General features: G+C 65.9%; 18 protein-coding genes. 11 read left to right on the forward strand and 7 right to left on the reverse strand.

Annotation, left to right across the window (positions count from 1 at the left end):
- The first annotated feature begins 1 nt into the window (after position 1).
- The 7 genes from H7A87_RS10335 to cobA all read left to right on the forward strand — a co-directional run bounded on the left by H7A87_RS10335 (position 2) and on the right by cobA (position 10,308).
- Positions 2-574, forward strand: a complete 573-nt coding sequence (locus H7A87_RS10335; protein WP_024940396.1) for an ANTAR domain-containing protein — start codon at positions 2-4, stop codon at positions 572-574.
- Between the two features lie 4 nt (positions 575-578).
- Entirely contained in the window at positions 579-1,649 is a 1,071-nt protein-coding gene (locus H7A87_RS10340) for a CmpA/NrtA family ABC transporter substrate-binding protein (protein ID WP_119128767.1), read from the forward strand.
- A gap of 1,042 nt (positions 1,650-2,691) precedes the next feature.
- On the forward strand, positions 2,692-3,861 hold the full coding sequence (locus H7A87_RS10345; protein ID WP_180497010.1) for a nitrate/nitrite transporter: 1,170 nt from the start codon (positions 2,692-2,694) through the stop codon (positions 3,859-3,861).
- 58 nt (positions 3,862-3,919) lie between these two features.
- A complete protein-coding gene (nirB, locus tag H7A87_RS10350; protein ID WP_232087976.1) occupies positions 3,920-6,337 on the forward strand; it encodes a nitrite reductase large subunit NirB in 2,418 nt (805 codons plus the stop codon).
- Positions 6,334-6,699, forward strand: a complete 366-nt coding sequence (nirD, locus tag H7A87_RS10355) for a nitrite reductase small subunit NirD (protein ID WP_180496972.1) — start codon at positions 6,334-6,336, stop codon at positions 6,697-6,699. Before nirB ends, nirD begins: the two co-directional genes overlap by 4 nt.
- Positions 6,696-9,494: a nitrate reductase gene (locus H7A87_RS10360; RefSeq protein ID WP_180496973.1), complete on the forward strand. Its 2,799-nt coding sequence runs from the start codon at positions 6,696-6,698 to the stop codon at positions 9,492-9,494. Before nirD ends, H7A87_RS10360 begins: the two co-directional genes overlap by 4 nt.
- A gap of 67 nt (positions 9,495-9,561) precedes the next feature.
- The gene (cobA, locus tag H7A87_RS10365) at positions 9,562-10,308 is read left to right on the forward strand and encodes a uroporphyrinogen-III C-methyltransferase (RefSeq protein ID WP_180497011.1); all 747 of its coding nucleotides are present in this window, start codon (positions 9,562-9,564) and stop codon (positions 10,306-10,308) included.
- A 56-nt stretch (positions 10,309-10,364) separates the two neighbouring features.
- On the opposite strand, the gene H7A87_RS10370 is transcribed toward cobA, so the two are convergent.
- From H7A87_RS10370 to H7A87_RS10395, 6 genes are read right to left on the reverse strand one after another with little or no spacing between them, the layout of a single operon-like run.
- Entirely contained in the window at positions 10,365-11,387 is a 1,023-nt protein-coding gene (locus H7A87_RS10370; RefSeq protein ID WP_232087960.1) for an acyltransferase, read from the reverse strand.
- Between the two features lie 50 nt (positions 11,388-11,437).
- A complete protein-coding gene (locus tag H7A87_RS10375; protein WP_119128764.1) occupies positions 11,438-12,739 on the reverse strand; it encodes an SAF domain-containing protein in 1,302 nt (433 codons plus the stop codon).
- Complete coding sequence (rfbC, locus tag H7A87_RS10380) at positions 12,736-13,317, reverse strand: dTDP-4-dehydrorhamnose 3,5-epimerase (RefSeq protein WP_119128763.1); 582 nt, start codon at positions 13,315-13,317, stop codon at positions 12,736-12,738. The genes H7A87_RS10375 and rfbC overlap by 4 nt, the downstream gene beginning before the upstream one ends.
- Positions 13,314-14,363: an SDR family oxidoreductase gene (locus tag H7A87_RS10385; protein ID WP_119128762.1), complete on the reverse strand. Its 1,050-nt coding sequence runs from the start codon at positions 14,361-14,363 to the stop codon at positions 13,314-13,316. Before H7A87_RS10385 ends, rfbC begins: the two co-directional genes overlap by 4 nt.
- 4 nt (positions 14,364-14,367) lie before the next feature.
- Complete coding sequence (gene rfbF / locus H7A87_RS10390) at positions 14,368-15,141, reverse strand: glucose-1-phosphate cytidylyltransferase (RefSeq protein WP_047125361.1); 774 nt, start codon at positions 15,139-15,141, stop codon at positions 14,368-14,370.
- Positions 15,142-15,193: 52 nt separating this feature from the next.
- On the reverse strand, positions 15,194-16,378 hold the full coding sequence (locus H7A87_RS10395) for a glycosyltransferase (RefSeq protein ID WP_119128761.1): 1,185 nt from the start codon (positions 16,376-16,378) through the stop codon (positions 15,194-15,196).
- Between the two features lie 234 nt (positions 16,379-16,612).
- Here H7A87_RS10395 and H7A87_RS10400 point away from each other — a divergent pair, with 234 nt between their 5' ends.
- The 4 genes from H7A87_RS10400 to H7A87_RS10415 all read left to right on the forward strand — a co-directional run bounded on the left by H7A87_RS10400 (position 16,613) and on the right by H7A87_RS10415 (position 20,543).
- Positions 16,613-17,743, forward strand: a complete 1,131-nt coding sequence (locus H7A87_RS10400) for an NAD(P)/FAD-dependent oxidoreductase (RefSeq protein ID WP_119128760.1) — start codon at positions 16,613-16,615, stop codon at positions 17,741-17,743.
- Between the two features lie 328 nt (positions 17,744-18,071).
- On the forward strand, positions 18,072-18,329 hold the full coding sequence (locus tag H7A87_RS10405; protein WP_024940389.1) for a KGG domain-containing protein: 258 nt from the start codon (positions 18,072-18,074) through the stop codon (positions 18,327-18,329).
- A gap of 461 nt (positions 18,330-18,790) precedes the next feature.
- Positions 18,791-19,711: a M14 family metallocarboxypeptidase gene (locus H7A87_RS10410; RefSeq protein WP_119128759.1), complete on the forward strand. Its 921-nt coding sequence runs from the start codon at positions 18,791-18,793 to the stop codon at positions 19,709-19,711.
- A gap of 133 nt (positions 19,712-19,844) precedes the next feature.
- Positions 19,845-20,543 carry a DUF1349 domain-containing protein gene (locus H7A87_RS10415; RefSeq protein ID WP_104648743.1) on the forward strand — a complete coding sequence of 233 codons (699 nt, stop codon included), beginning with the start codon at positions 19,845-19,847 and terminating at the stop codon, positions 20,541-20,543.
- Between the two features lie 124 nt (positions 20,544-20,667).
- Here the strand turns inward: H7A87_RS10415 and H7A87_RS10420 are convergent, their stop codons facing one another.
- Positions 20,668-22,479 (reverse strand): EAL domain-containing protein, encoded by a 1,812-nt coding sequence (locus tag H7A87_RS10420; protein WP_104648744.1) that lies wholly within the window; start codon positions 22,477-22,479, stop codon positions 20,668-20,670.
- Positions 22,480-23,039: the final 560 nt, after the last annotated feature.

The raw sequence follows: 23,039 nt of genomic DNA on the forward strand, positions 1-23,039 counted from the left end.
AATGCGTGTCCTGCTGGTCAACGATACCGAAAAGCCGATCGGCGAACTGCGTCAGGCATTGACGCGCGCCGGCTACACGGTGCTCGACGATGTGGCATCGGTCGGTGCCTTGCTGCATGCGGTACAGAGTCAGCAGCCGGACGTGGTGGTGATCGATGTCGACTCGCCCTCGCGCGACACCCTGGAGCAACTGTCGATGCTGCATGCCCACGCGCCGCGCCCGGTGGTGATGTTTTCCGGCGATGGCGACGATGCCTTGATCCATGCGGCCGTCGGCGCTGGTGTCACTGCCTATGTGGTCGATGGTCTGGCGCCGGCGCGGTTGGCGCCGATCGTGCAGGTGGCGCTTGCGCGGTTTGCGCAGGAAAGCAGCATGCGCAAGCGCCTGGACGATGTGCAGCAGGCGCTGCAGGACCGCAAGCTGATCGATCGCGCCAAGGGCCTGTTGATGGAAAAACGCGGCCTGAGCGAGGCCGACGCCTACGCGGCGCTGCGCCAGCAGGCGATGAAGCAGGGCGTCAAACTGGCCGAAGTGGCGCGACGCATCGTGGCCATGGCCGAGTTGCTGGGATGACCACATGAGCCAAGCCGACCTCCCCGTACTGCGCGTGGCCTACATGCCGCTGATCGATTGCGCGCCCCTGGTCGCGGCGCAACGACTGGGCCTGGATTACGTGCATGGGCTGCAGCTGCACTTGCAACGGCAGGCGTCCTGGGCCGGCGTACGTGACCGTCTGCTGGCGGGCGAGGTCGATGCCGCGCACACCCTGGCCAGCCTGGTCTATGCGATCGACCTGGGCATTGCCGGGCCGCAGTGCCCGATGGCGCTGTTGCTGACGCTCAACCACAACGGCCAGGCGATCACGCTGGCACCTGCGCTCGCGCAGGCCTTGGCCGATGGGCAGACCTTGCCACAGGCGCTGGCCAGCCTGGGTCGCCGCGCCGTGTTCGCGCAGACCTTCCCCACCGGCACGCATGCGTTGTGGCTGTACTACTGGCTGGCCGCACGCGGCGTGGACCCGATGCGCGAAGTGGAGGTGCTCAGCATCCCGCCGCCGCAGATGCCGGACGCCTTGGCCAGTGGCCTGGTCGATGGCTATTGCTCCGGTGAGCCATGGGCGGCGGTTGCGCAGGCGCAGGGCAGCGGTCGACGGGTGATCCGCAGTGGCGAGCTGTGGGCCGGCCATCCGGAGAAAGTGCTGGCCTGCCGGCGCGAATTCGCGGCGCTGCAACCCGAGTTGACCGAACGCCTGACCGCTTGCGTGCTGGAGGCCTGCCGCTGGCTGGATGCGGACCCGGCAAATCGCGCGCAATGTGCGCAGTGGCTGGCCGAACCGCAGCATATCGGCGTGTCGGCTGCGCATCTGGCGGCCTGCCTGGATGCCGATGCCGATGCGAAGGCATCTGCGAACGATGGGACGGCGCTGGCCTTTCACCGCGATGGCGCGGTCAACATGCCATGGCTATCGGACGGCGAGTGGTTCCTGACCCAGTTTCAACGCTGGGGTTGGCATGACATCCAGGAAGACGACATCGCGCGGCTGCGCGACATCCATCGACTGGACAATTATCGGCGCGCGGCCGCACGCATCGGCGTGGCCGTGCCGGAGGGCGATCACCGCAGCAATCGGTTGTTCGATTCGCGCTGAGCGTGGCTGACAAGAGGGTCGTGCGGCCAGCCAGCCGGAGTGCACTGGCTGGATGCATTGGATCGGGCAGAAGCGGAAGCAGCGGCAAAAATTACAACGGCAACGGCAACGGCAACCGCAACGGCGCGAGGCATGTGGTCTGCCGCTTGGTTGCAGGGCCCTTGCCCGCCCACCCTCGCAGGACACGCCGCAAGTACGTCCCTGTAGGCTCTGGCGCGGCATCCATGCCGCTCAAGGTCCCGCGACGGTGAGCGGGCAAGGACCTGTGGAGATGGTCGGTGTGTGGTTGCAAGCAGGGCATGAGGTGCGTTGTTCGGATCACAGTGCGTTAGATCGACTTCCCAGCGCAGGCCGGGCGGCAGACAGGTCTTCGATACGCACCCCACAAACTTCTCATCTGCCCGGCGCAAGTTGAATAAAGACTCTAAGAAAGGGCAGCCGATCAACTTCCTGGTGCGGTGCCCTCGCCGGTTGCGGGACCGTGTGGCGGCATGGAGGCCGCCACCGAGCGTCCACGGATGGATTCACGGCATGTCCCGCAAGCGGCGAGGGCATCGCGCCCTCGACTAGCCAAGCTTCGACCTAAACATTTGACTGCATCTAATAAGGACACCGCGCCCTTGTAGTGCACCAGATGTATTCGGCGCTCTTAGCCGTGCGATGGGGCAGGGCGCGCACCAACCGACGCACGCTATTGGTGCATCGGCGCACGAAAGCCGGGAACCGCACGCTGCATCCGTTCCTCGACAGATCGTTGGCGAACTGCAGGCATTGCAAGAAAGCCACCATTTTCCAGTGACTTGCAGCGGCATGATGCCCGGGTGCGCAAGTTGGCACGTTGATTGCTTGGCACTCACGTGCAGGTGCAACGGCGTACCTGCAACAACACACACACGATGCAGCGGATCAACGGCGATCCGCACGCATCCAGGACAACGGCGTCCTTCCGGTTTTACCGGAGGGGCGCCGTTTTTTTTTGGCCATCGCATTCGAAGAGGTCTCTATGCAGCGCTCGTTCTGGCGATCCGGGCACACGCCCACCTTGTTCGCATCCTTCCTGTATTTCGACCTGAGCTTCATGGTGTGGTATCTGCTCGGTCCGCTGCAGGTGCCGATTGCGCAATCGCTGGGACTGGATACGCAGCAGCGCGCCCTGATGGTGGCGGTGCCGATCCTGTGCGGCGCCGTGCTGCGGCTCGCGCTGGGCATGCTGGCCGATCGTATCGGTGCCAAGCGTGCGGGCGTTGCCGCACAGCTTGCGGTGATCGCGTCGTTGTTTGGTGCCTGGCAGTTCGGCGTGCACAGCATGGGGCAGGTGTTGCTGCTGGGCGTGTTGCTCGGCATTGCCGGCGCCTCGTTCGCGGTTGCGCTGCCGCTGGCCTCGCGCTGGTATCCGCCCGAGCATCAGGGCACGGCGATGGGCATTGCCGGTGCGGGCAATTCCGGCACCGTATTGGCGGCGTTGTTCGCACCGATGCTGGCGTTGGCGTTCGGTTACCAGAATGTATTCGGACTGGCATGCATCCCGTTGCTGCTGACGCTGATCGTCTTTGTCTTGATTGCGAAGGAGGCGCCTGCACCGGTCGCACGCAAGCGCTGGTCCGACTACGGCCGCGTGCTGGTGGGCAACCGCGATGCCTGGCGTTTCATGTTTTTCTATTCGGTGACCTTTGGCGGTTTCTCCGGGTTTGCCAGCGCGTTGCCGGGCTACTTCCACGACCAGTTCGGCTTCGATGCGCGCACTGCCGGCTGGGCGACCGCTGCCTGCGTGCTGGCGGGGTCGGTGATGCGCCCGTTGGGCGGCGTGATTGCGGACCGCGTTGGTGGCACGCGCGCCTTGCTCACCGTCTATCTCCTGGTGGCTGCGCTGGTGGGCATCGCAGGTGTCGGTGCGGGCGGTGCGATGGTGACGCTGGCCTTGTTCGTGCTGACCTTGTTGTGCCTGGGCGCCGGCAATGGCGCTGTGTTCCAGCTGGTGCCGCAGCGGTTTGCGCAGGACATCGGCGTGATGACCGGCTTGATCGGCATGGCCGGCGGCATCGGCGGGTTTGCGCTGGCTGCAGGCCTGGGCGTGCTCAAGCAGCACACCGGCAGCTACGCGATCGGCATGTGGGTGTTCGCTGCGTTCGCACTCGGTGGTTGGGCGTTGCTGGCCGGGGTCAAGACGCAGTGGCGTAGCGAATGGTCCAGCGCCGGCGCGGCGCGGGTCTGACATGTCGACAGGAAACCAGGCAATGAAGCAACCCAGACTCGTCGTCATCGGCAATGGCATGGCCGGCATCCGCACTGTGGAGGAACTGCTCAAGCTGATGCCGGGCATGTACCAGATCACCGTGTTCGGGGCCGAGCCGCACCCCAACTACAACCGCATCCTGCTGTCGCCAGTGCTGGCCGGCGAGCAGGAGTTCGACGACATCGTGCTCAATCCATTGCAGTGGTATCGGGACAATGGCATCCAGTTGCATTTGAACAAGGAAGTCACGCGCATCGATCGGGTGCGTCGCCGCGTGATCGCCGCCGATGGCACCGAGGCCGACTACGATCGCTTGTTGATCGCCACCGGTTCGGTGCCGTTCGTGTTGCCGATCCCCGGCAACGATTTGAACGGTGTGATCGGCTACCGCGATATCCAGGACACGCGCACGATGATCGAGACCGCGCGCAGCAAGCAGCATGCGGTGGTGATCGGTGGCGGCCTGCTCGGCCTGGAAGCGGCCAATGGCCTGAAGCTGCGCGGGATGGACGTGACCGTGGTGCATCTGGCCGGGTGGTTGCTGGAGCGCCAGCTCGACCCGGTGGCCGGCAATCTGCTGCAGCAGGCACTGCGCGCGCGCGGGCTGGAGTTCAAGCTGAGTACCGCGACCAGTGCCTTGCTGGGCAATGCGCAGGGCGAGGTGATTGGCGTGAAGTTCGCCGATGGCAGCGAGATCCCGGCCGATCTGGTGGTGATGGCAGCGGGCATCCGCCCGAACACCCGCCTGTCCGAAGACGCCGGCATCCATTGCTCGCGCGGCATCGTGGTCAACGACAGCCTGCAGAGCTTCGATCCGCGCGTGTACGCAGTGGGCGAGTGCGCAAACCACCGTGGCATTGCGTACGGCCTGGTGGCACCGTTGTTCGAGCAGGCCAAGGTGTGCGCGAATCACCTGGCGCAGTTCGGCATCGGCATCTACCGCGGTTCGGTGGCCTCGACCAAGCTCAAGGTCACCGGGATCGACCTGTTTTCGGCCGGCGATTTCATGGGCGGCGATGGCTGCGAGGAGATCGTGCTGTCCGATCCGGCCGGCGGGGTCTACAAGAAGCTGGTGATCCGCGACGATGTGCTGGTCGGCGCCTGCCTGTACGGCGACACCAGCGATGGCGGCTGGTACTTCAAGCTGCTCAAGGACGGCACGCCGATCCAGGCGCAGCGCGACCAGTTGATCTTCGGCGAGAGCGCACTCGGCGATGCCGGCACCGGCGGACAGGACCGCGCCAGTGCGATGGCCGACAGCGACGAGGTCTGCGGCTGCAACGGCGTGTGCAAGGGCACGATTGTCAAAGCCATCAGCGAGCAGGGGCTGTTCACCGTCGATGAGGTGAAGAAGCACACCAAGGCGGCCAGTTCCTGCGGCTCGTGCACGGGGCTGGTCGAGCAGATCCTGATGAACTGCCTGGGCTCCAACTTCCAGGAAACGCCGAAAACCAAGGCCGTCTGCGCCTGCACCGATCTGAGCCATGGCGAGGTGCGTCGCGCCATTCGCGAGCACAGGTTGCTGACCCATGCACAGGCCTACGCCTTCATGGAATGGCGCACGCCCAATGGTTGCGCGACCTGCCGGCCGGCGATCAACTACTACATGTTGTCGAGCTGGCCGCACGAGGCCATCGACGATCCGCAGTCGCGCTTCATCAACGAGCGTGCGCACGCCAACATCCAGAAGGACGGCACCTTCTCGGTGATTCCGCAGATGAAGGGCGGGGTGACCAATGCCGGCGAGCTGCGCCGCATTGCCGATGTCGCCGACAAGTACGCCGTGCCGATGGTCAAGGTGACCGGTGGCCAGCGCATCGATCTGCTCGGGGTCCGGAAGGAAGACCTGGTGGATGTGTGGCGCGATCTGGGCATGCCCTCCGGCCACGCCTACGGCAAGTCGATCCGCACGGTGAAGACCTGCGTGGGCAGCGAGTTCTGCCGTTTCGGTACCCAGAACAGCACGCAGATGGGCATCGACCTGGAAACCATGCTGGCCAATATGTGGAGCCCGCACAAGGTGAAGCTGGCGGTGTCCGGTTGCCCGCGCAACTGCGCCGAATCCGGCATCAAGGATGTCGGCATCATCGCGGTGGACTCGGGGTGGGAGCTCCATGTCGGTGGCAATGGCGGCATCAAGACCGAGGTCGCCCGCTTCCTGGTCAAGGTGAGCACCGCCGAGGACGTGCGCGAATACACCGGTGCGTTCCTGCAGCTGTACCGCGAGCAGGCGTATTACCTGGATCGCACCGTGCACTACATCGCACGGGTGGGGCTGGATTACATCCGCGCACAGGTGGTGGACGACGCGGCCAACCGGCGTGCCTTGTACGAGCGCCTGCTGTATTCGCTGGAAGGCCTGGTCGACCCGTGGAAGGCGCGCATCGCCGGCGAACGTCGGCAGGAGTACCAACCGCTGCGCATCGCCGCGCCGGCCGCGACGGTGGAGGAATGAACATGCAGCAGACCCCGTGGATCCGCGTGTGCGCGCTGCAGGACCTGCCTGCATTGGGCGCGCGCGTGCTCGAAGTCGACGGCATTGCGCCGATCGCCTTGTTCCGCACCGCCAGCGACCAGGTGTTTGCGTTGCGCGACCGCTGCCCGCACAAGGGCGGGCCGTTGTCGCAGGGCATCGTGGCCGGCGAAACGGTGACCTGCCCGTTGCACGGCTGGGCGATTGCCTTGCAGAGCGGCCAGGCCTGCGCGCCGGATGTGGGCTGCGCGCCGCGTTACCCGGTCAAGGTGGAGGCCGAGGCGGTGTGGATCGTGTTGCAGCCGGTATCGCTGCCGGATGTCGTCGCCGAGCCGGCCGCATGAGCGACGGCCAGCAGCGACCCTTGACCGGTGGGGCGGTGCTGCCGCAGACGCCCGCGCCGTTGCACCGCATCACGCGTTCGACCTGCTGCTACTGCGGCGTTGGGTGCGGGGTGCTGATCCACAGCGAGCACGATGCCACTGGCGAACGCATCGTCGCGATCGAAGGCGACCCGCTGCATCCGGCCAATCATGGCCGCTTGTGCAGCAAGGGCCTGGCCTTGCCGCAGACCGTCGCCAGCACCCAGGGGCGCGTACTCGCGCCCGAACTGCGTCGTCATCGGCAGGCGCCGCGGGCGGTAGTGAGCTGGGATCAGGCGCTCGACCACGTCACCGGCAAGCTGGCGGCGATCATCGAGCAGCATGGCCCGGATGCGGTGGCGTTCTATCTCTCGGGCCAGTTGTTGACCGAGGACTATTACGTCTTCAACAAGCTCGCCAAGGGCCTGCTCGGCACCAACAACATCGACACCAATTCGCGCCTGTGCATGTCCAGCGCGGTCACCGCCTACAAGCTCGCGCTGGGCGCCGACGGCCCGCCGACCTGCTACGAGGATCTGGAGCTGGCGCAGACCGTGCTGTTTGCCGGCAGCAACATGGCGTATGCGCATCCGGTGCTGTTTCGCCGCCTGGAAGATGCACGCGCGCGCAATCCCGGGATTCGCTGGATCGTGATCGACCCGCGTCGCACCGACACCGCGGCCATGGCCGACCTGCACCTGGCGATCGAGCCCGGAACCGACGTCGCGCTGTTCAACGGCATGCTGCATCACCTGATCTGGGAGGGTCTGGTGGATGCGCGTTTCGTTGCGGCCCATACCGAGGACTTCGACGCACTCAAGCACCTGCTGCGCGAATACACCCCGCGCATGAGCGCCGAGATCTGCGGAATCTCGCATGAGGACCTGGTGCAGGCGGCCGAGTGGTTCGGGCGCAGCCCGGCGGCCTTGTCGCTGTACTGCATGGGCCTGAATCAGTCCGCGCAGGGCACCGACAAGAACCTGGCGCTGATCAACCTGCATCTGGCGACCGGGCAGATCGGCAAGCCGGGGGCGGGCCCGTTTTCGCTGACCGGCCAGCCCAATGCGATGGGTGGGCGCGAGGTCGGCGGCATGGCGACGATGCTGGCGGCGCATCGCGAGATCGGCAATGCCGAGGACCGTGCGGAGCTGGAACGCCTGTGGCATCTGCCGGCCGGCCGGCTGAGTGCCACGGCCGGCACACCGGCCGTGCAGTTGTTCGAGCGCCTGCGTGCCGGCAGCCTGAAGGCGGTGTGGATCGTGTGTACCAACCCCGTGCACTCGATGCCGGAGGTGGATGGCATTCGCGCCGCACTGGAACAGGCCGAGCTGGTGATCGTGCAGGACGCGTTCTCCGGCACCGACACCGTGCCATATGCGGACGTGCTGTTGCCGGCCACCAGCTGGGGCGAGAAGGACGGCAGCGTGACCAACTCCGAGCGTCGCATCACCCGCGTGCGCAAGGCGGTGGACGCGCCGGGCCAGGCGCGCGCGGACTGGTGGATCGGCAGTGAAGTGGCGCGCCGGCTCGAGGCGCGTCTTGCACCAGCGAGCGGCACAGGCCTGTTCGGGTTCGACAGCGCCGCGCAGATCTTCGACGAGCATCGCGCGTTGACGGTGGGCCGTGACCTGGATATCGGCGGGCTGGACTACCCGATGCTGGATGGCGGGCCGCAGCAGTGGCCATTCCCTGCCGGCGCCGCACACGGGCAGGCACGGCGCTATACCGACGGCGTGTTCGCCACCGGCAACGGGCGCGCGCGCTTCCACGCCACGCCGTATCGCAAGGTGGCCGAGCCGACCTCGGCACGTTTCCCGATGCGGCTGCTGACCGGACGGCTGCGCGACCAATGGCATGGCATGTCGCGCAGCGGACGCGTGCCGGCAGCGTTTGCGCATAGCCCCGAACCGGCCTTGCGCATGCATCCGGACGATGCGACGCGACGCGGCCTGGTCGCTGGCGAGCTGGTGCAGATCGCCAGCAAGCGCGGTGCGCTGGTGCTGCCGCTGGAACTCTCCGACGAGCTGCGCTCGGGCACCGTGTTCGCTGCGATGCATTGGAGCGGGCAGCACCTGTCCAGCGGCGGCATCAACGAAGTCAGCAGCCCGGCGGTGGACGCGCGCTCGCAGCAGCCCGAGCTCAAGCATGCGGCGGTGCGGGTGGAGAAGGCGGTGTTCGGCTGGCATCTGCTGGCGGCGCGGCGCGGCGATGCGCTGGCCCTGCAACGGGCGCTGCAGCCGCTGTTGCGCGATTGCGGCTATGCATCGCTGCGGCTGCATGCCGAGCCGCTGGCCGGGGCCGGCGGGCACTGGGCGGTTTTGCATGCGGCCTGCGAGCGCGCCCCGGATGCCGGCTGGCTCGACCGTCTGATTGCGGCACTGCAGCTGCCGGCCGGCGCCGACGTGCTGGAGTACCGCGACCTGCGCCGCGGGCTGATGCGTCGCGTGGGCTGGCGCATGCAGGATGGCTACAGCCATATCGACGGCCTGCTGCTCACCGCGGCGCAGCCCAGCGAGGCAAACCAGGCATTACTGCGCACCGCATTGGCAGGCCTGCCGTGGCCTGGTCCGCGGCTGGCGGTGTTTGCGCAGACGCAGGGCGCGCCCAGCGACCCGATCGTCTGCAGCTGCATGCAGGTCTCGACTGCTGCGATCCATGCCGCCATCGACGACGGTGCCGATCTGCCCCAGCTCAAGCAACGCCTTGGCTGCGGCACGGTCTGCGGCTCCTGTGTCCCGCAACTCACCCGGCTGTGCCGGCAACCACGGCACGCCTGAGCGGCCTTCCTGACCTCACATCCTGCGAGACCTTCTCATGTCAGTCCTTCCTTCCTGCGTACGTGATGTGGTGTTGTTGTCCGCCGGCCCCGGCGATCTGGACCTGCTCACCGTCAAGGCGGTCAAGGCGCTGGCGGCCGCGCAAGTGGTGTTGCTGGACGATCTGGCCAACCCGCAGATCGTCGACCTCGCGCCACAGGCGCGGGTGATCCGGGTCGGCAAGCGTGGTGGTTGCCGCTCGACGCCGCAGGATTTCATCTGCCGGCTGATGCGGCGCTACGCCTTGCAGGGCCTGCGCGTGGTGCGCGTCAAAGGCGGCGATGCGCTGCTGTTCGGGCGCGCCGGCGAGGAGATCAGCTTCCTGCGCCGCGCCGGAGTGGGCGTGCAGATCATCAACGGCGTCAGTGCCGCATTCGCCGCGGCATCCGCGCTGGAGGTGTCGCTGACCCATCGCAGCCATTGCCATGGCATCACCTTCGTCACCGCGCATACGCACGATCACGGCGAACCGAACTGGGGCGCACTGGCCGCCAGCGGCACGACGCTGGGCATCTACATGGGCCTGCGGCGTGCCGAGGCCTTGGCCAGCGCCTTGCTGGTGCATCTGCCGGCCAGCACGCCGGCGGCCATCGTGCAGGCCGTCACCCGGCCCGAGCAGCAACGCCGGCTCACCACGCTGGGCGAGCTGGGGATTACCGCTGCGGCAATGCTGCCCGGCTTGCCGACCCTGCTGCTGGTGGGCGCTGCCTTATCCGAGGCGGCAGCGCAGTGCGACGATCGCGCCGGCATGGTGCTGGAGCAGGCGGTGGGCTGAGCGCGACCTGCGGACCGCCGCGCGCGCCAATCCACGCGCGGCGGCATCGTGACGCTTCAACGCAGAAGGCGGCGCGCATGCCGCAACGCGATGCGCTCGTAGCACAGGTGATAGAGCACGCCGAGCAGCAGTGCGGCGCCCACGCTGAGCAGCAGGTTCACCGGCCAGGTGGCCAGCGGCCCCATCCGCCGCGTGGTGCGTGCCACCAGCGACATCAGCGGCATGTGCACCAGGTAGATCGCATACGACGCATTGCCGAGCAACAGCAGCACCGGGCCGATACGTAGCCAGCCACGCCACTCCGCGCGCACCAGGCCGACCACTGCGCCGGCGATCGCCAGGCCGAACAGCGGCGAATGCACGCGTTGCATGCCATCGAGCACGAAGCACGCGGACGCGACCACCGCAACTGCATGGCTGACCCACACCATCCACGGTGCAGCGCTCAAGACCGCGCGTGCCGCCAGCATGCCGAACACGAATTCCAGCGTGATGGGATGCAGCAGCAACGCCCGCCAGGACAGCTCCACCGGCTGCGCGAACGGCGCGCCAACGGCGGCATGCAGCAGCGTCAGGCCCGCCCAGAGCAGCGCGCAGCGCAGCGGATGCCCGCTGCGGAAGAACAGCCACGCCAGTGCGTAGAACATCAGCTCGTAACCCAGCGTCCACGCCACGCCCAATGCGGACTGCCCGCCGACCGGCAGCAGGGTTAGCGTGGCAAGCCATGACCAGCCGGTGTCGCCATCATCCAGGCTGGGCCGCAACGTATAGGCCAGCGCCAGCGCGATCCCCACCGGCCAGTACGGCAGATAGATGCGGCTGAGACGGCTGCCGGCGTAATCGCGGCTCCAGCCCGGCGTGCCCGCACCGGCATGGTTGACGTAGTAGATGATGAAGCCCGACAGCACGAAGAAGAAATCCACGCCCAGGTAGCCGTGCGCCAGCGCCGCGGCCAGCCATGCCGGTAACGGCTGCACCAGGTGCGTGGTGGGCAGCACGCTGTGGCTGAGCACCACCATCGTGGCGGCCAGCGCACGCCCGGCCTGCAGCACGCCGATGGTGGGACGGGCAGGCAGCACGGCCGTCGGCTGCGGCATCGGCACGCGGCCGCAGTCCGCTGTCTGCGCGCTCAGGCAGCCAGTTCCGCAGCGTCGGCGAAGACGCTGGCCTGCTCGGCACGCAGGCGATCGATCAGGCGATTGGCCGGCAACTGCACGTCGTCGTAGGTCAGCACCTGGTCCTTGGGCACCGCATGGCGGAGCACACAGCCTTCGGCCACGCCCATCGGCAGCAGCCTTGCGTTTGCGGTGACGTCGGCGCGCTCGCACTGGCCGTAGCTCATGTAGCCGCCGAGCCCGTCGATGGTTTCGCCGATGGCCAGGTCGCGCTTGGCGGTGGCAATCACTTCCACCAACGGCGCGCCCAGGGGTTGCAGCACTGCATCGCCCAGCAGCACCACCCGCGCCACCGACAGCGGCACCTCGAAGTGGCACAGGTGGTACGGCGTGTAGAAGCTGTACAGCGGACCTTCGCCGAGCTTGTAGAGATTGAGGTAATGCTGCTGCCTGGCATCGTCGTGGCTGGCCAGCACGAACACGCCGGGCGAGGGCAGGGCGCCGACCACGTAATCCACCGCCCCGCCGACCGCACGCAGGGCCTCGATGTCGTAGCGCCGGGTCAGTTCGTCGACATGTGCGCGATGCTCATGGCCGGTCATGCCGCGTTGCAGGATCGACATGCCGGTGCCATTGGCCACGATCGCCTGCTCGAAGCTGATCTTGGTGCCGTCGGCAAAACTGGTGACCATATGCGGGTCCTGGCCCCATTTCGCGGCGAAACCGGCCTGTGTGGCCGGTGTGCGATACGGGTCCTGCAGGCCCTTGATGTTGCCGCACAGCAGCGGCGTCAGACCGATCGAGCGTACGAACCGGTACAGGTTCATCTGCACGCCGGGCTGGTCGCCATCGCAGGCGCTGAAGATCACCCCGGCCGCGTCGGCCTTGCGTTTGAGCAGCGGGCCGACGGTGCCGTCGAGTTCGGCATTCATCGTGACCATGTGGCGGCCATGGGCGATGGCGCCCAGGCTGATGCGCGCGCCGTAGTCGATGGCCCCGGTGGCATCGATCAGGCAATCCAGCCCATCGCATTCGTAGAGCAGTGCGGGGTCGTCGGTCACCGCAGGAATGCCGGCAGCGATCTGGCGCTTCAACTCGCCGGCGCCATCCACCACGCGCGCGTGTTGGCCGGCCTGGCGGTAGGCCTCCAGTGTCTTGTCCACGCTGCGGTTGCAGATCGCCGACACCCGCATGCCCGGCACCGAGTGCGCGATCTGGTTGACGATGCCGCGTGCCATGAAGCCGGCGCCGTACAGGCCGACACGCAATGGGCGGCCTTCGACAGCACGGGCCTGCAATAGACGATCGATGTTCATGCGCGCTCCCGCTGGGTGAGTCCGGAAAGGGTGGGGATGCCGTGTTGGTGTTCGTTGAAGTCCGGCCAGGCAGCATCCTTGTCGGACACCAGCTCTGGTTCGAGCGGCCACTGCACGCCCAGGCGCGGATCGTTCCAGCGCAAGCCACGCTCGGCCTGCGGCGTGTACATCGCACTGGCGAAATACAACGCCTCGGTCTGCGGCTGCTGGGTGATGAAGCCATGCGCAAAGCCGCGCGGCACGTAGAGGGCCAGGCGATTGTCGGCAGTCAATTCAGTGCCGTACCACTGCAGGTAGGTGGGCGAATCCGGGCGCAGATCCACGATCGCATCCCATAGCGCACCACGGATGCAGCGCACGATCTTGACCTCGGCGGCCGGAGGCAGTTGGTAATGCATGCCGCGCAAGGTGCCGGCCTGCGCATTGAACGAGTTGTTGACCTGCACGAACTGATCGACCAGGCCGGCCTGCGCCATCTCCTGGGTGCAGAACACGCGTGCGAACCAGCCGCGTTCATCGCCACGCTGCTGCGGCTCGATCACGAACGCGCCTGCCAGCGGGGTGGGGTGGAAGATCATGCAGCCACCCTCAGATCCGCTGCCAGGGCGCCTGTGTCGACCAGCTGCTGCAGGATGCGCAGACGAATGAAGTCCGAGCGCTGGCGGAAGTCGCCATCATTGAACCCGGTGCGCTGCAGGTCGTCGCGCAGCTCGGTGATGGTGGAGCGCAGGGTTTCCTGCGGCTGATGTTCCGGCGCCAGGCGTTCGAACAGGGAGAAGTCCACGCGATAGGAGCGGTTGTCGGTCGGCGCGCTGGTGGAGATTGCAACGTGCGCACTGGGAATCGCCACGCCGACTGCATGGGCCAGATCGCGGATCTGCACGTTCCAGCGCTCCGAACCGGCATTGACGAACAGGAACTGCCCGCCGGCCGCGGGCGTACGGCTCACTGCCCAGTCGATGGCGCGCGCCATGTCGCGCACATGGATCAACGGCCGCCAGGGCGAGCCATCGGACAACACCTCCACGGTGCCGTTGGCCACCGCGCTGGCGACGAAATCGTTGAGCACCAGATCCAGCCGCAGACGCGGCGAGGCACCGCAGGCGGTGGCAAAGCGCAGGCAGGTGATCACCATGTCGGTGTCCAGCTGTGCGAGCGCGCGCTCGGTATCGATCTTGGAATGCGCATACGCCGTTAGCGGTGCGATGGCGCTGGTTTCCGAACGTGGCGTGCCATCGGCGGCGGCGCCATACACGCTGCAGCTGGAGGCGAACACGAAGTGCCCCACGCCGGCCTGCGCGGCCGCCTGCGCCACCGCCACGCTGGCGCGGCAGTTGATTGCATCGGTGACCAGCTCGAAACGCTTGCCCATCGCATCGTTGGAGATCGCCGCCAGGTGCACCACCGCGTCGAAGCCCTGCAGCTGCTGCGCGGTGAGATCGCGCACGTCGCCGAACCATTGCTGGTCCAGCACCACTTCCGGCAGGCGGCGTGGGTCGGACAGGCAGTGCGCGAACCAGCCGCGATCCAGCCCGACCAACCAGGCCTGCGGATAGCGCTGACGCAAATGCGCGGCCACGACCGGGCCGATGTAGCCCATGTTGCCGGTGATCAGAATACGCATGTTGTTACTCCCACACGCGCCAGGGCGCGCGATTGGACGACCAGAGGGTTTCGAGATGATTGCGGTCGCGTAGCGTGTCCATCGGCTGCCAGAAGCCGTCGTGGCGATACACGCTCAGCTCGTCGCGATCGACCAGCGTTTCCAGCGGGCTGTTCTCCCACACGGTGGCATCGCCCTCGATCACATCGATCACGCGCGGATCGAGCACGAAGAAACCGCCGTTGATCAGGCCATCGCCATCCAGCGGCTTCTCGCGGAATCCGGTGACCTGCTCGCCTTCCACCCGCAGGGCGCCAAAGCGGCCGGGCGGTTGCACGGCGGTGACCGTGGCCATGCGGCCTTCGCGCTGGTGCAGCGCGATGGCGGCAGTGATGTCCACATCGGCCACGCCATCGCCATAGGTCATGCAGAACGCGGCCTCCTCGCGCAGATGTTCGCGCACGCGGCGCAACCGGCCGCCGGTCATGGTCTGTGCGCCGGTATCGACCAGCGTCACACGCCAGGGCTCGGCGCGGGTGTTGTGCAAGGTGGTGGTGTTGCTGCCGAGGTCGCAGGTGACGTCGGATTCGCGCATGTGGTAATTCATGAAGAAATCCTTGATCACCTCACCGCGGTAGCCCAGGCAGACGATGAAATCCTGGATGCCGTGGTGCGCGTAGATCTTCATGATGTGCCAGAGGATCGGCTTGCCGCCGATCTCCACCATCGGCTTGGGGCGGATGGCGGTTTCCTCGGAAATACGCGTTCCCAGGCCGCCTGCCAGAATGACTGCTTTCATTGCTGATCCTTGAACTGAGGCGCCGCTGGTCGCGGCGCAGTGCGATAAGGCGCTAGGCGGTCATGCTCAGCGCGATCGCCGGCGGGCAGGCCGCCTGTTCGGCCATCGTGGCCAGGTTGTCGAGCATGGCAAGGCGCTCGGCCATCAGCGGTGGGGGCGGCAACTGCAGCGTCTGCAGGATCTGCGCCCACCGGTGTGCCCAGTCGTGCCGTCGCAGGCACTGCACGGCGTTGTGCAGACGGGCACGCTCCAGGCGCTCGGTCTGCTGCTCCAGATCGCGCAGGAACGGGCCGATCTCCGCGCCATCGGCCGGCAGCTCGATCACGGCGTCTTCCCAATCGAAGTACTGGGCAAATTCCGGACATGCCTGCGCGGAGCCGAGGATCACCGCGCCGCCGGCGGCACCTTCGAAATAGCGTGTTGCCAGCGCCTGTTTTTTCACACCCTTGAAGAATCCCTGGGTGTCGACCACGAAGTCGTGCGCCATGAAGAACTTGGCGCGCTTGATCATGGCGGCCGACTGCAGCCGATGTGCCGCCCAGTCCTGCACCGCGCCGCCGCGCAGCACATCGTGCAGATAGAAGAAATCGGGATTGGCCTGTGCATGTGCCAGCAAGTGCGCATGCACCTGCGGCATGCGCCGGCCGATGCTGACCACATCGATGCAGCGCTGTGGCGGCCGCGGCAGTGGCGTCGCCAGCAGTGTGTCGCAGGCGCTGGCCAGAAACGACACCGGGGTGCTGGTGTAGCGGCGCAGCGCATCGACGCAACTGGCGTTGAGCACGAAGACATGGTCGAACTGGTCCAGCAGTTTCAACTCGGCCTTCTGCGAGTCCAGCAATTCCGGCCAGGTTTCCAGCAGATACACCACGCGGGTACGGCAGCGCTCGCGCCATCCCTTGATGCGGGCCAGCGTGCCCAATTCCCTGGGGAACTGGCACACGTAGAAGAACAGGTCATGGTCCTGTTCGACCACCCGGGGCTGTGCGTTGGACAGCGCAGGCCGCCCGCTCAGCCGTTGCAGCGCAGAGACGCCACGGTGTGTGAGTTCGTTGAGCAGATACGACACGCCGGGATTGACGCCGCGTCCACGGGTGTACTCAGCCGCGGGCGGACACAGCAACTGCGCGTGTTCCAGGCTGCGGATCACGTTGAGCAACGCATACGCCTGCCCATTGAAGGCCTCTGGCCATGCCTCGTAATTGGAGGCAAGCAGGACCGAACGCGTTGCGTCCATTCAAACTCCTTCGGTGATTGCAGCTTCGAACCGGACGCGACAGCGCGCGCTCGGGTGGGGGGAAGAATGCACACCGCAAATGCGGGAAACGTCTGTAGCGTCGAGTAACGTGATTTACGTCATGTGTCGAGCCGAATATAGGGTTGGTTTGTGAGAAAAAAGTGATGACGATCACAACAACCCTGTGCGTTCCAGTAGGCGGATAGACTGATCGACCCTCGTGTGAGAACGGCCATGCAAGACGTCGAGTGCATCGTGATAGGTGCCGGAGTGGTAGGGCTGGCAATTGCGCGCGAGCTGGCGATGCGGGGGCACGAGGTGTTGGTGCTGGAATCCGAAGCCGCCATCGGCACCGGGACCAGCGCACGCAATAGCGAGGTGATCCATGCCGGGCTCTACTATCCGGCCGGTTCGTTGAAGGCGCAGTTATGCATCAGCGGCAATGCACTGTTGTACGCGTACTGCCAGCAGCGCCACGTGCCGCATCGGCGCTGCGGCAAATTGATCATCGCCTGCGACCACGGCCAGCGCGAGCAGCTTGATCGGCTGCACCGTAGCGCCATTGCCAGCGGCGCGCACGGGTTGCTGCCGCTCGACGCGGCACACATGCAGGCGCGCGAGCCGGCCCTGCGCTGCGTCGCGGCGCTGGAGTCCACCACCACCGGCATCATCGACAGCCATGCGCTGATGCTGGCGTTGCAGGGCGATGTCGAAGCGCATGGCGCCACCGTGGCGCTGCGTGCACACGTCGACCAGGTCGAGCCGCTTGCGCAAGGGCTGCGCGTGACCGTCGCAGGTCAGCCATCGGCGCGGCTGACCTGTGCCTGGCTGGTGAACGCGGCAGGTCATGGTGCACCGCCGCTGGCCGCGCGGATCGATGGCTTGCCAGCGCATGCACAGGTGCGCGGCTATTTCGCCAAGGGCAGTTACTTCACGCTGGCAGGGCGCTCGCCATTCCAGCAGTTGATCTACCCCATGCCCGAACCCGGTGGCCTGGGTGTGCATCTCACGCTGGATCTGCACGGGCGTGCGCGCTTCGGCCCCGACGTGGAATGGGTCGCGCAGCCCGACTATCACTGCGCGCCAGGCCATGCCGCGCGGTTTGCCGCAGCGATCCGGCGTTACTGGCCTGGCCTGCCGGACGGCGCGTTGCAGCCCGGCTATTGCGGCGTCCGCCCGAAGATCAGCGCACCAGGCGAGGCGGCGGTCGACTTCCGCATCGATGGTCCGTCCATGCACGGCATCGCCGGTCTGGTGAACCTGTTCGGCATCGAGTCGCCAGGCCTGACCTGTTGCCTGAGCATCGCGCGGCATGTGGCCGCATTGCTGGCTGCCGGGCGCACCGTTCCCGCGCTGCCGGCCTGACGTCGCCGCGCCCTGGCGTTGATTCCGGCTCGCTGGTTCCTTGGGCGAGCGAGGACATCGATGCTCTGCCGATGCTGCATGCCGAGATGGTGTCGGGCAGCATCGGCGCGATGAGGCGCGCGCGCCGGGGCACTGGTAGCGCTATCTACATCTGGCCTGCGACGCGTCGGCCAGCCATCACCGGTAGTGCAAGATTTGCACAGCGAGCGCAGCTGTTTTTTCCTGCAACGTGCGGCCCTGCACCGTCTCGCCTGGCTTTGCGTGTTGGCACGATAGTTGCGTTACCCCCCCTACCAGTGGCGTGATCGACGCATCGAGAGGAGGCACAGTGGAAGACGGACAAAGCAGTACTCGTAGCCGGCGCGGTTTTGCCGCATTGGATCCTGAAAAGCGCCGCGTGTTGGCGAGCAGTGGCGGCAAGGCAGCGCATGCCAGTGGCAATGCGCACGAATTCACCAGCGACGAAGCACGCGAAGCGGGCCGCAAGGGCGGCCAGGCCGTGAGCCGCGATCGCGATCACATGTCGCGGATCGGCAGCAAGGGGGGGCGTTCCAAGCAGGCCAAACCTCAGGAAGAGGCCGTCTAGGCAAGAGTGCGGCGCGCATCCGGCGCGCCGTTCTTGCTGCAGCGGGACCGCAGGCCCTGCACGCGACGTGCGGGGCCTGCATCGTTTTGCGGACGTGGCCGCCAGGCCACCAGAAAGGCATGAACAATCGATTGCAGCTGCGCAGCGTGTTCGACGACTTTCGCCTTGCTTGAGTTGTTCCAGACGTGACGCAGATGTTGATGTGCAATGCATCACCGGGGTGTCGGAAGTTTTTTCACTGATTGCCGTGCGCACGCTATCGATTGCAGGGAAATATTTCGCAATTGCCTGCTGTGTTTTCGCAAGCGAATGCAGGATTTGCATCCGCTGCAGAGTTTTCAGCAGCGCCAGCCTGCAACCGGACTCGGCCTTGCGGGCCATGGGCATCGCGCCAGCCGCCGAATGGACCACCCAGCGTGAAGCGCTTACCCTGGCCGTCTTTTCAATGGACGGCACCTGGAATGACAGACCGCATGGCGTATCCGATCGGCATTGCAGGGCAACCCTGGGGCGATGCAGAACGCGCCGCATGGCGGGCACGCCAGCGGCGTCAGCGCAGTCATGCGACGGATGTGGTGCAGGTGATCGATACGCTGGATGCCAGCCTCGAGCGCGTGCCTTACGGAACGATCCAGGCGGCGTCCGAGCACTATCCGCTGATTGCGCTGCGCAGCGCCGGCTGGGACGCCGCGTTGCCCTGGGCGCTGGTGACCGGTGGCGTGCATGGCTACGAAACCAGCGGCGTGCAAGGTGCGCTGCAATTCCTGCAGCACCGTGCCGCAGCCTACGCAGGCAAGCTCAATCTGCTGGTGGCGCCCTGTGTCAATCCGTGGGGCTACGAGCGGGTCCAGCGCTGGAATGCCGAGGCCATCGACCCCAATCGTGCGTTTCGCCCGGACAGCCCGGCCGCCGAGTCGGCGGCATTGATGCAGCTGGTCGCCGCAGTGGCCGGGCAGGCGCTGGTGCATATCGACCTGCACGAAACCACCGACAGCGACGAAAGCGAATTTCGCCCGGCCCTGGCCGCACGTGACGGCGTCGAGTTCGTGCCTGGCAGCATTCCCGATGGCTTCTACCTGGTGGGCGACAGCGAAGATCCGCAACCGCAGTTTCAGCAGGCAATCATTGCCGCCGTCGCCGAGGTCACCCATATCGCACCTGCCGATGCAAACGGCCAGATCATCGGCGCAGCGGTTGTCGCGCATGGCCTCATCAATTACCCGGTGCGGCGTCTGGGTTTGTGCGCAGGCGTCACCGGCGCACGGTATCGCACCACCACCGAGGTGTATCCGGACAGCCCACGCGCGACACCTGCGCAGTGCAATGCCGCGCAGGTGGCGGCCATCTGCGCGGCGTTGGACTACGCGCTCGCACATCACTGACACACGGGCCGGCAGCGCGCATCGGAGCTGCCGGCACGGCGACGTCAGCATCTGCACCGCTACGCAAGCGCATGCGCGTTGACCCACTGCGCGGCTAGACTATGCAGTTCGTCAAATGCATGGAAGACACTGGATGACCCACGATGCGATAGACAGTGCACGCAGACGCCTGCTGGGCGGCGCGATGGGAATGGCCATCAGCGGTGGCGTGCTTGCCAGGCAACCCAACACGGAGAACACGATGGCACAGCACACGCAGTGGCAGGATGGCAGCTGGCTCAATCGGCCACGCACCGTCGCGATCGACGGCGGCACACTGGATGTGGTCACCGACAAGGCCACCGATTTCTGGCGCAAGACGCATTACGGGTTTACCCGCGATAGCGGGCATTTTCTCGGCCTCACCGCCGCGGCGCGCTTCACTGCACAGCTGCGGGTGCGCGCGCAATACGAGTCGCTCTACGATCAGGCCGGCATCATGGTGCGCGTGGACGAGCAGCATTGGGTCAAGGCGGGCATCGAGCTCAGCGATGGCCGTGCGATGCTCAGCAGCGTGTTGACCAACCCGGTCTCCGATTGGGCGACCGGCCCCTACGAAGGCGACCCCAAGGATTTCTGGATCCGCGCCACCGTTGCCGACGGCGTCCTGCGTCTGCAGGTATCGGCCGACGGAAAGACCTGGCCGCTGGTGAGGCTTTGCCCGTTTCCCGTTGCCGAGGCATATCAGGTCGGGCCGATGTGCTGCACGCCGGAGCGTGCCGGGCTGAAGGTGCGTTTTTCCGACTGGACGCTTGGTCCGCCGCTGGGCAAGGACCTGCACGATCTGAGTTGATCGCCGCGTGGCAACGCAGCATGCGCGCTGCGTTGCCACGTGTCTCACTGCAAGAGGCGAGGGCGGTATTGCGCGCATCGATCACTGCGGATGCGCGCACATGGCGCGCATCGAACAGATCGCATCACGGCAAGCGCTGCTCGGCCACCGCGTTTGCCACATACGCGGCGACCAGCTCCGCCTCCATCGGCCGGGCCAGCAGATACCCCTGTGCTTCGTCGCATCCCCAACTGCGCAGCAGTGCAATTTCGTCGGCGTGTTCGATGCCTTCTGCCACGGTGCGATATCCCAGCGCACTGGCCAGGCGTACCACCGCCTCGGCGCGCATCTGCATGCCGGCCTTGGTGGCGATGCCGGTCACCAACGAGCGATCGAGCTTGAGGACGTTGACCGGCAGCTCGGTGAGGTAACCGAAGTTGCTGTAGCCGGTGCCGAAGTCGTCGATGGCCACACTGACGCCGGCGTCGCGCAGGGTGCGCAGTCGCGGCACCGCCTCCACATTGCTGCGCAGCCAGCGGCCCTCGGTGATTTCCAGCTCGATCCGCTGGGTGGGAATGGCCAGTTCCCGGCAGCGGTGGATGAGGTCTGCGGCAAGATTGAGGTTGCCGAAATCGCGCGAGGACAGATTGATCGACATGGAAAAATCCAGCCCCTGCGCGCGCCAGCTGGCCAATTGCACCAACGCGTGCTCGATCACCCAGTTGGTGACGGTGCACATCAGGGCGGTCTTTTCGAACAGCGGGATGAATTCGTCCGGGCCGATCGGGCCCAGGCTGGCATGCCGCCAGCGCAGCAGTGCCTCGAAGCCGGTCACCGACAGGTCCTCGAGATTGATCCGGGGCTGGAAGACCAGGCGGAAATCACCGGCTTCCAGGGCCTTTTCGGCGTCCAGCGCCAGCCGGTACGAGCGTTGGATCGCATCGTCGTGGGAGGCGCTGTACCAGCACACGATGGCGTGGTTGCTGATCGCATCGCCCAGCGCCACCAACCCCTTGCGCATGACATCGTTGGTGTCCGGCTGCTGCGGTGCAAAGCGCACCACGCCGGCATGAAAGGTCAACGACATCGGGATGCCGGCCGCATCCATCGGTGCATGCAACATGTCGCGCAGATCGAGCAACAGGTCTTCCATCTCGTCGGGCGCGGAATTCAACAGGAAGAACGCAAAACGCATCGGTGCCACGTGATAGACGGTGGCCTTGCCGCGCAATGCGCGCGTCAGCACATAGCTGGCGTGGCGCACCAGTTCTTCCAGTGGCTGCATGCCCAGCGCCTGACGCGCTTCATTGGCCGCCTGGGTGTCGTAGACCTCGATGAAGGCGGCAATGGTGGGCACGCAGTGGCTGCCGAAGGCGAGGGCATCCAGATCCGACTGCAGTTGGCGTGCATTGAGCAAGCCGCTATGCGGTTCGCGCCGCCCGGCACCGAACTGCAGCTCCAGTTGCGCCGCTGCCACGTTGGCGAACATCAACAGCTGCTGGTGTTCCTGGCTGGCCAGGAGACGCTCGCGCGTGTCGATCACGCACAAGGTGCCGGACACGCCGGTCTGCGGCGCACCCACCGGGACGCACGCGATAAACCGTGCCGGCAGGCCCGGAAAGGCAGCGTCGCCCAACTGGATCGGCGCAAGTGCGGCAGGTTCGATCAGTTCCCTCACCCCGTTGGCCGCGGCAGACGCATGCCGGCACAGTTCGATGGCTTGCTCGACATGCTCGGTACTGATGCCGCGCGCCGCCAGCACGCGCACGCGACCACCTTCGACGATGGTCAATGCAGCCGCGGGCGCAACCAGTGCATGGCAGAGCAGGCGCGCGATCTGATCGAGCGGCTCCATGCCGCCCAGGTCGATCGGCACACCTGACCAGTCGAAGTGCTGTTCCTGCCGTTTGGGGTCCAAAGCAAGCGTCATGTCGTCAGATTCCGTGTTGAACATCACACACCGCATGGCTACTAGAAACAAACCGAGGTCATCGACAGGTGACGATCATCCGGTGTCACGCCGTTGAAGCAATCCGGCTCGCTTCAATAAACTCCGTCCGCACTATCGAGCACGACCATAAACCGGACCGGCGGAGCGCCTGCACACAAATACCGTAATCGCTGATCGGCGTCGACGGTTGGCGGTGGTCTTAATGATGGAAGCGGGCTCATTCATCGGCAGAGTTTGATAGTCGATTCCGGAAAGTGCTCCTGCAGCGCAGCATCAAGTGCGCGATCGTCAATCAAATGGTCCGGTTCGCCAGCAGCTCGGTGGCCGCATCAAATCACCGTCAGGTATTCGGACTCTTCCAGGCATGGTTCGCTCCGTATGCGAGAAAATGCCTGTTTTTTAGCGAGATACAACCAGGCAGACGTGCGGCGACCGTCGCATGAGGCGGCTGGAGAGCGTTGGCGGGCACGAGCAAACCAATCGACAATTTCGACGTGCGTCGTGGGCAGTGTTGTGGTTAGTGATATTCAGCACAGTTTCAAGCATGGCGATTTTCTTATTAATCT

It is taken from the genome of Xanthomonas sp. CPBF 426 (assembly GCF_903989465.1).
In the GTDB taxonomy this organism is placed as follows: Bacteria; Pseudomonadota; Gammaproteobacteria; order Xanthomonadales; family Xanthomonadaceae; genus Xanthomonas; species Xanthomonas euroxanthea.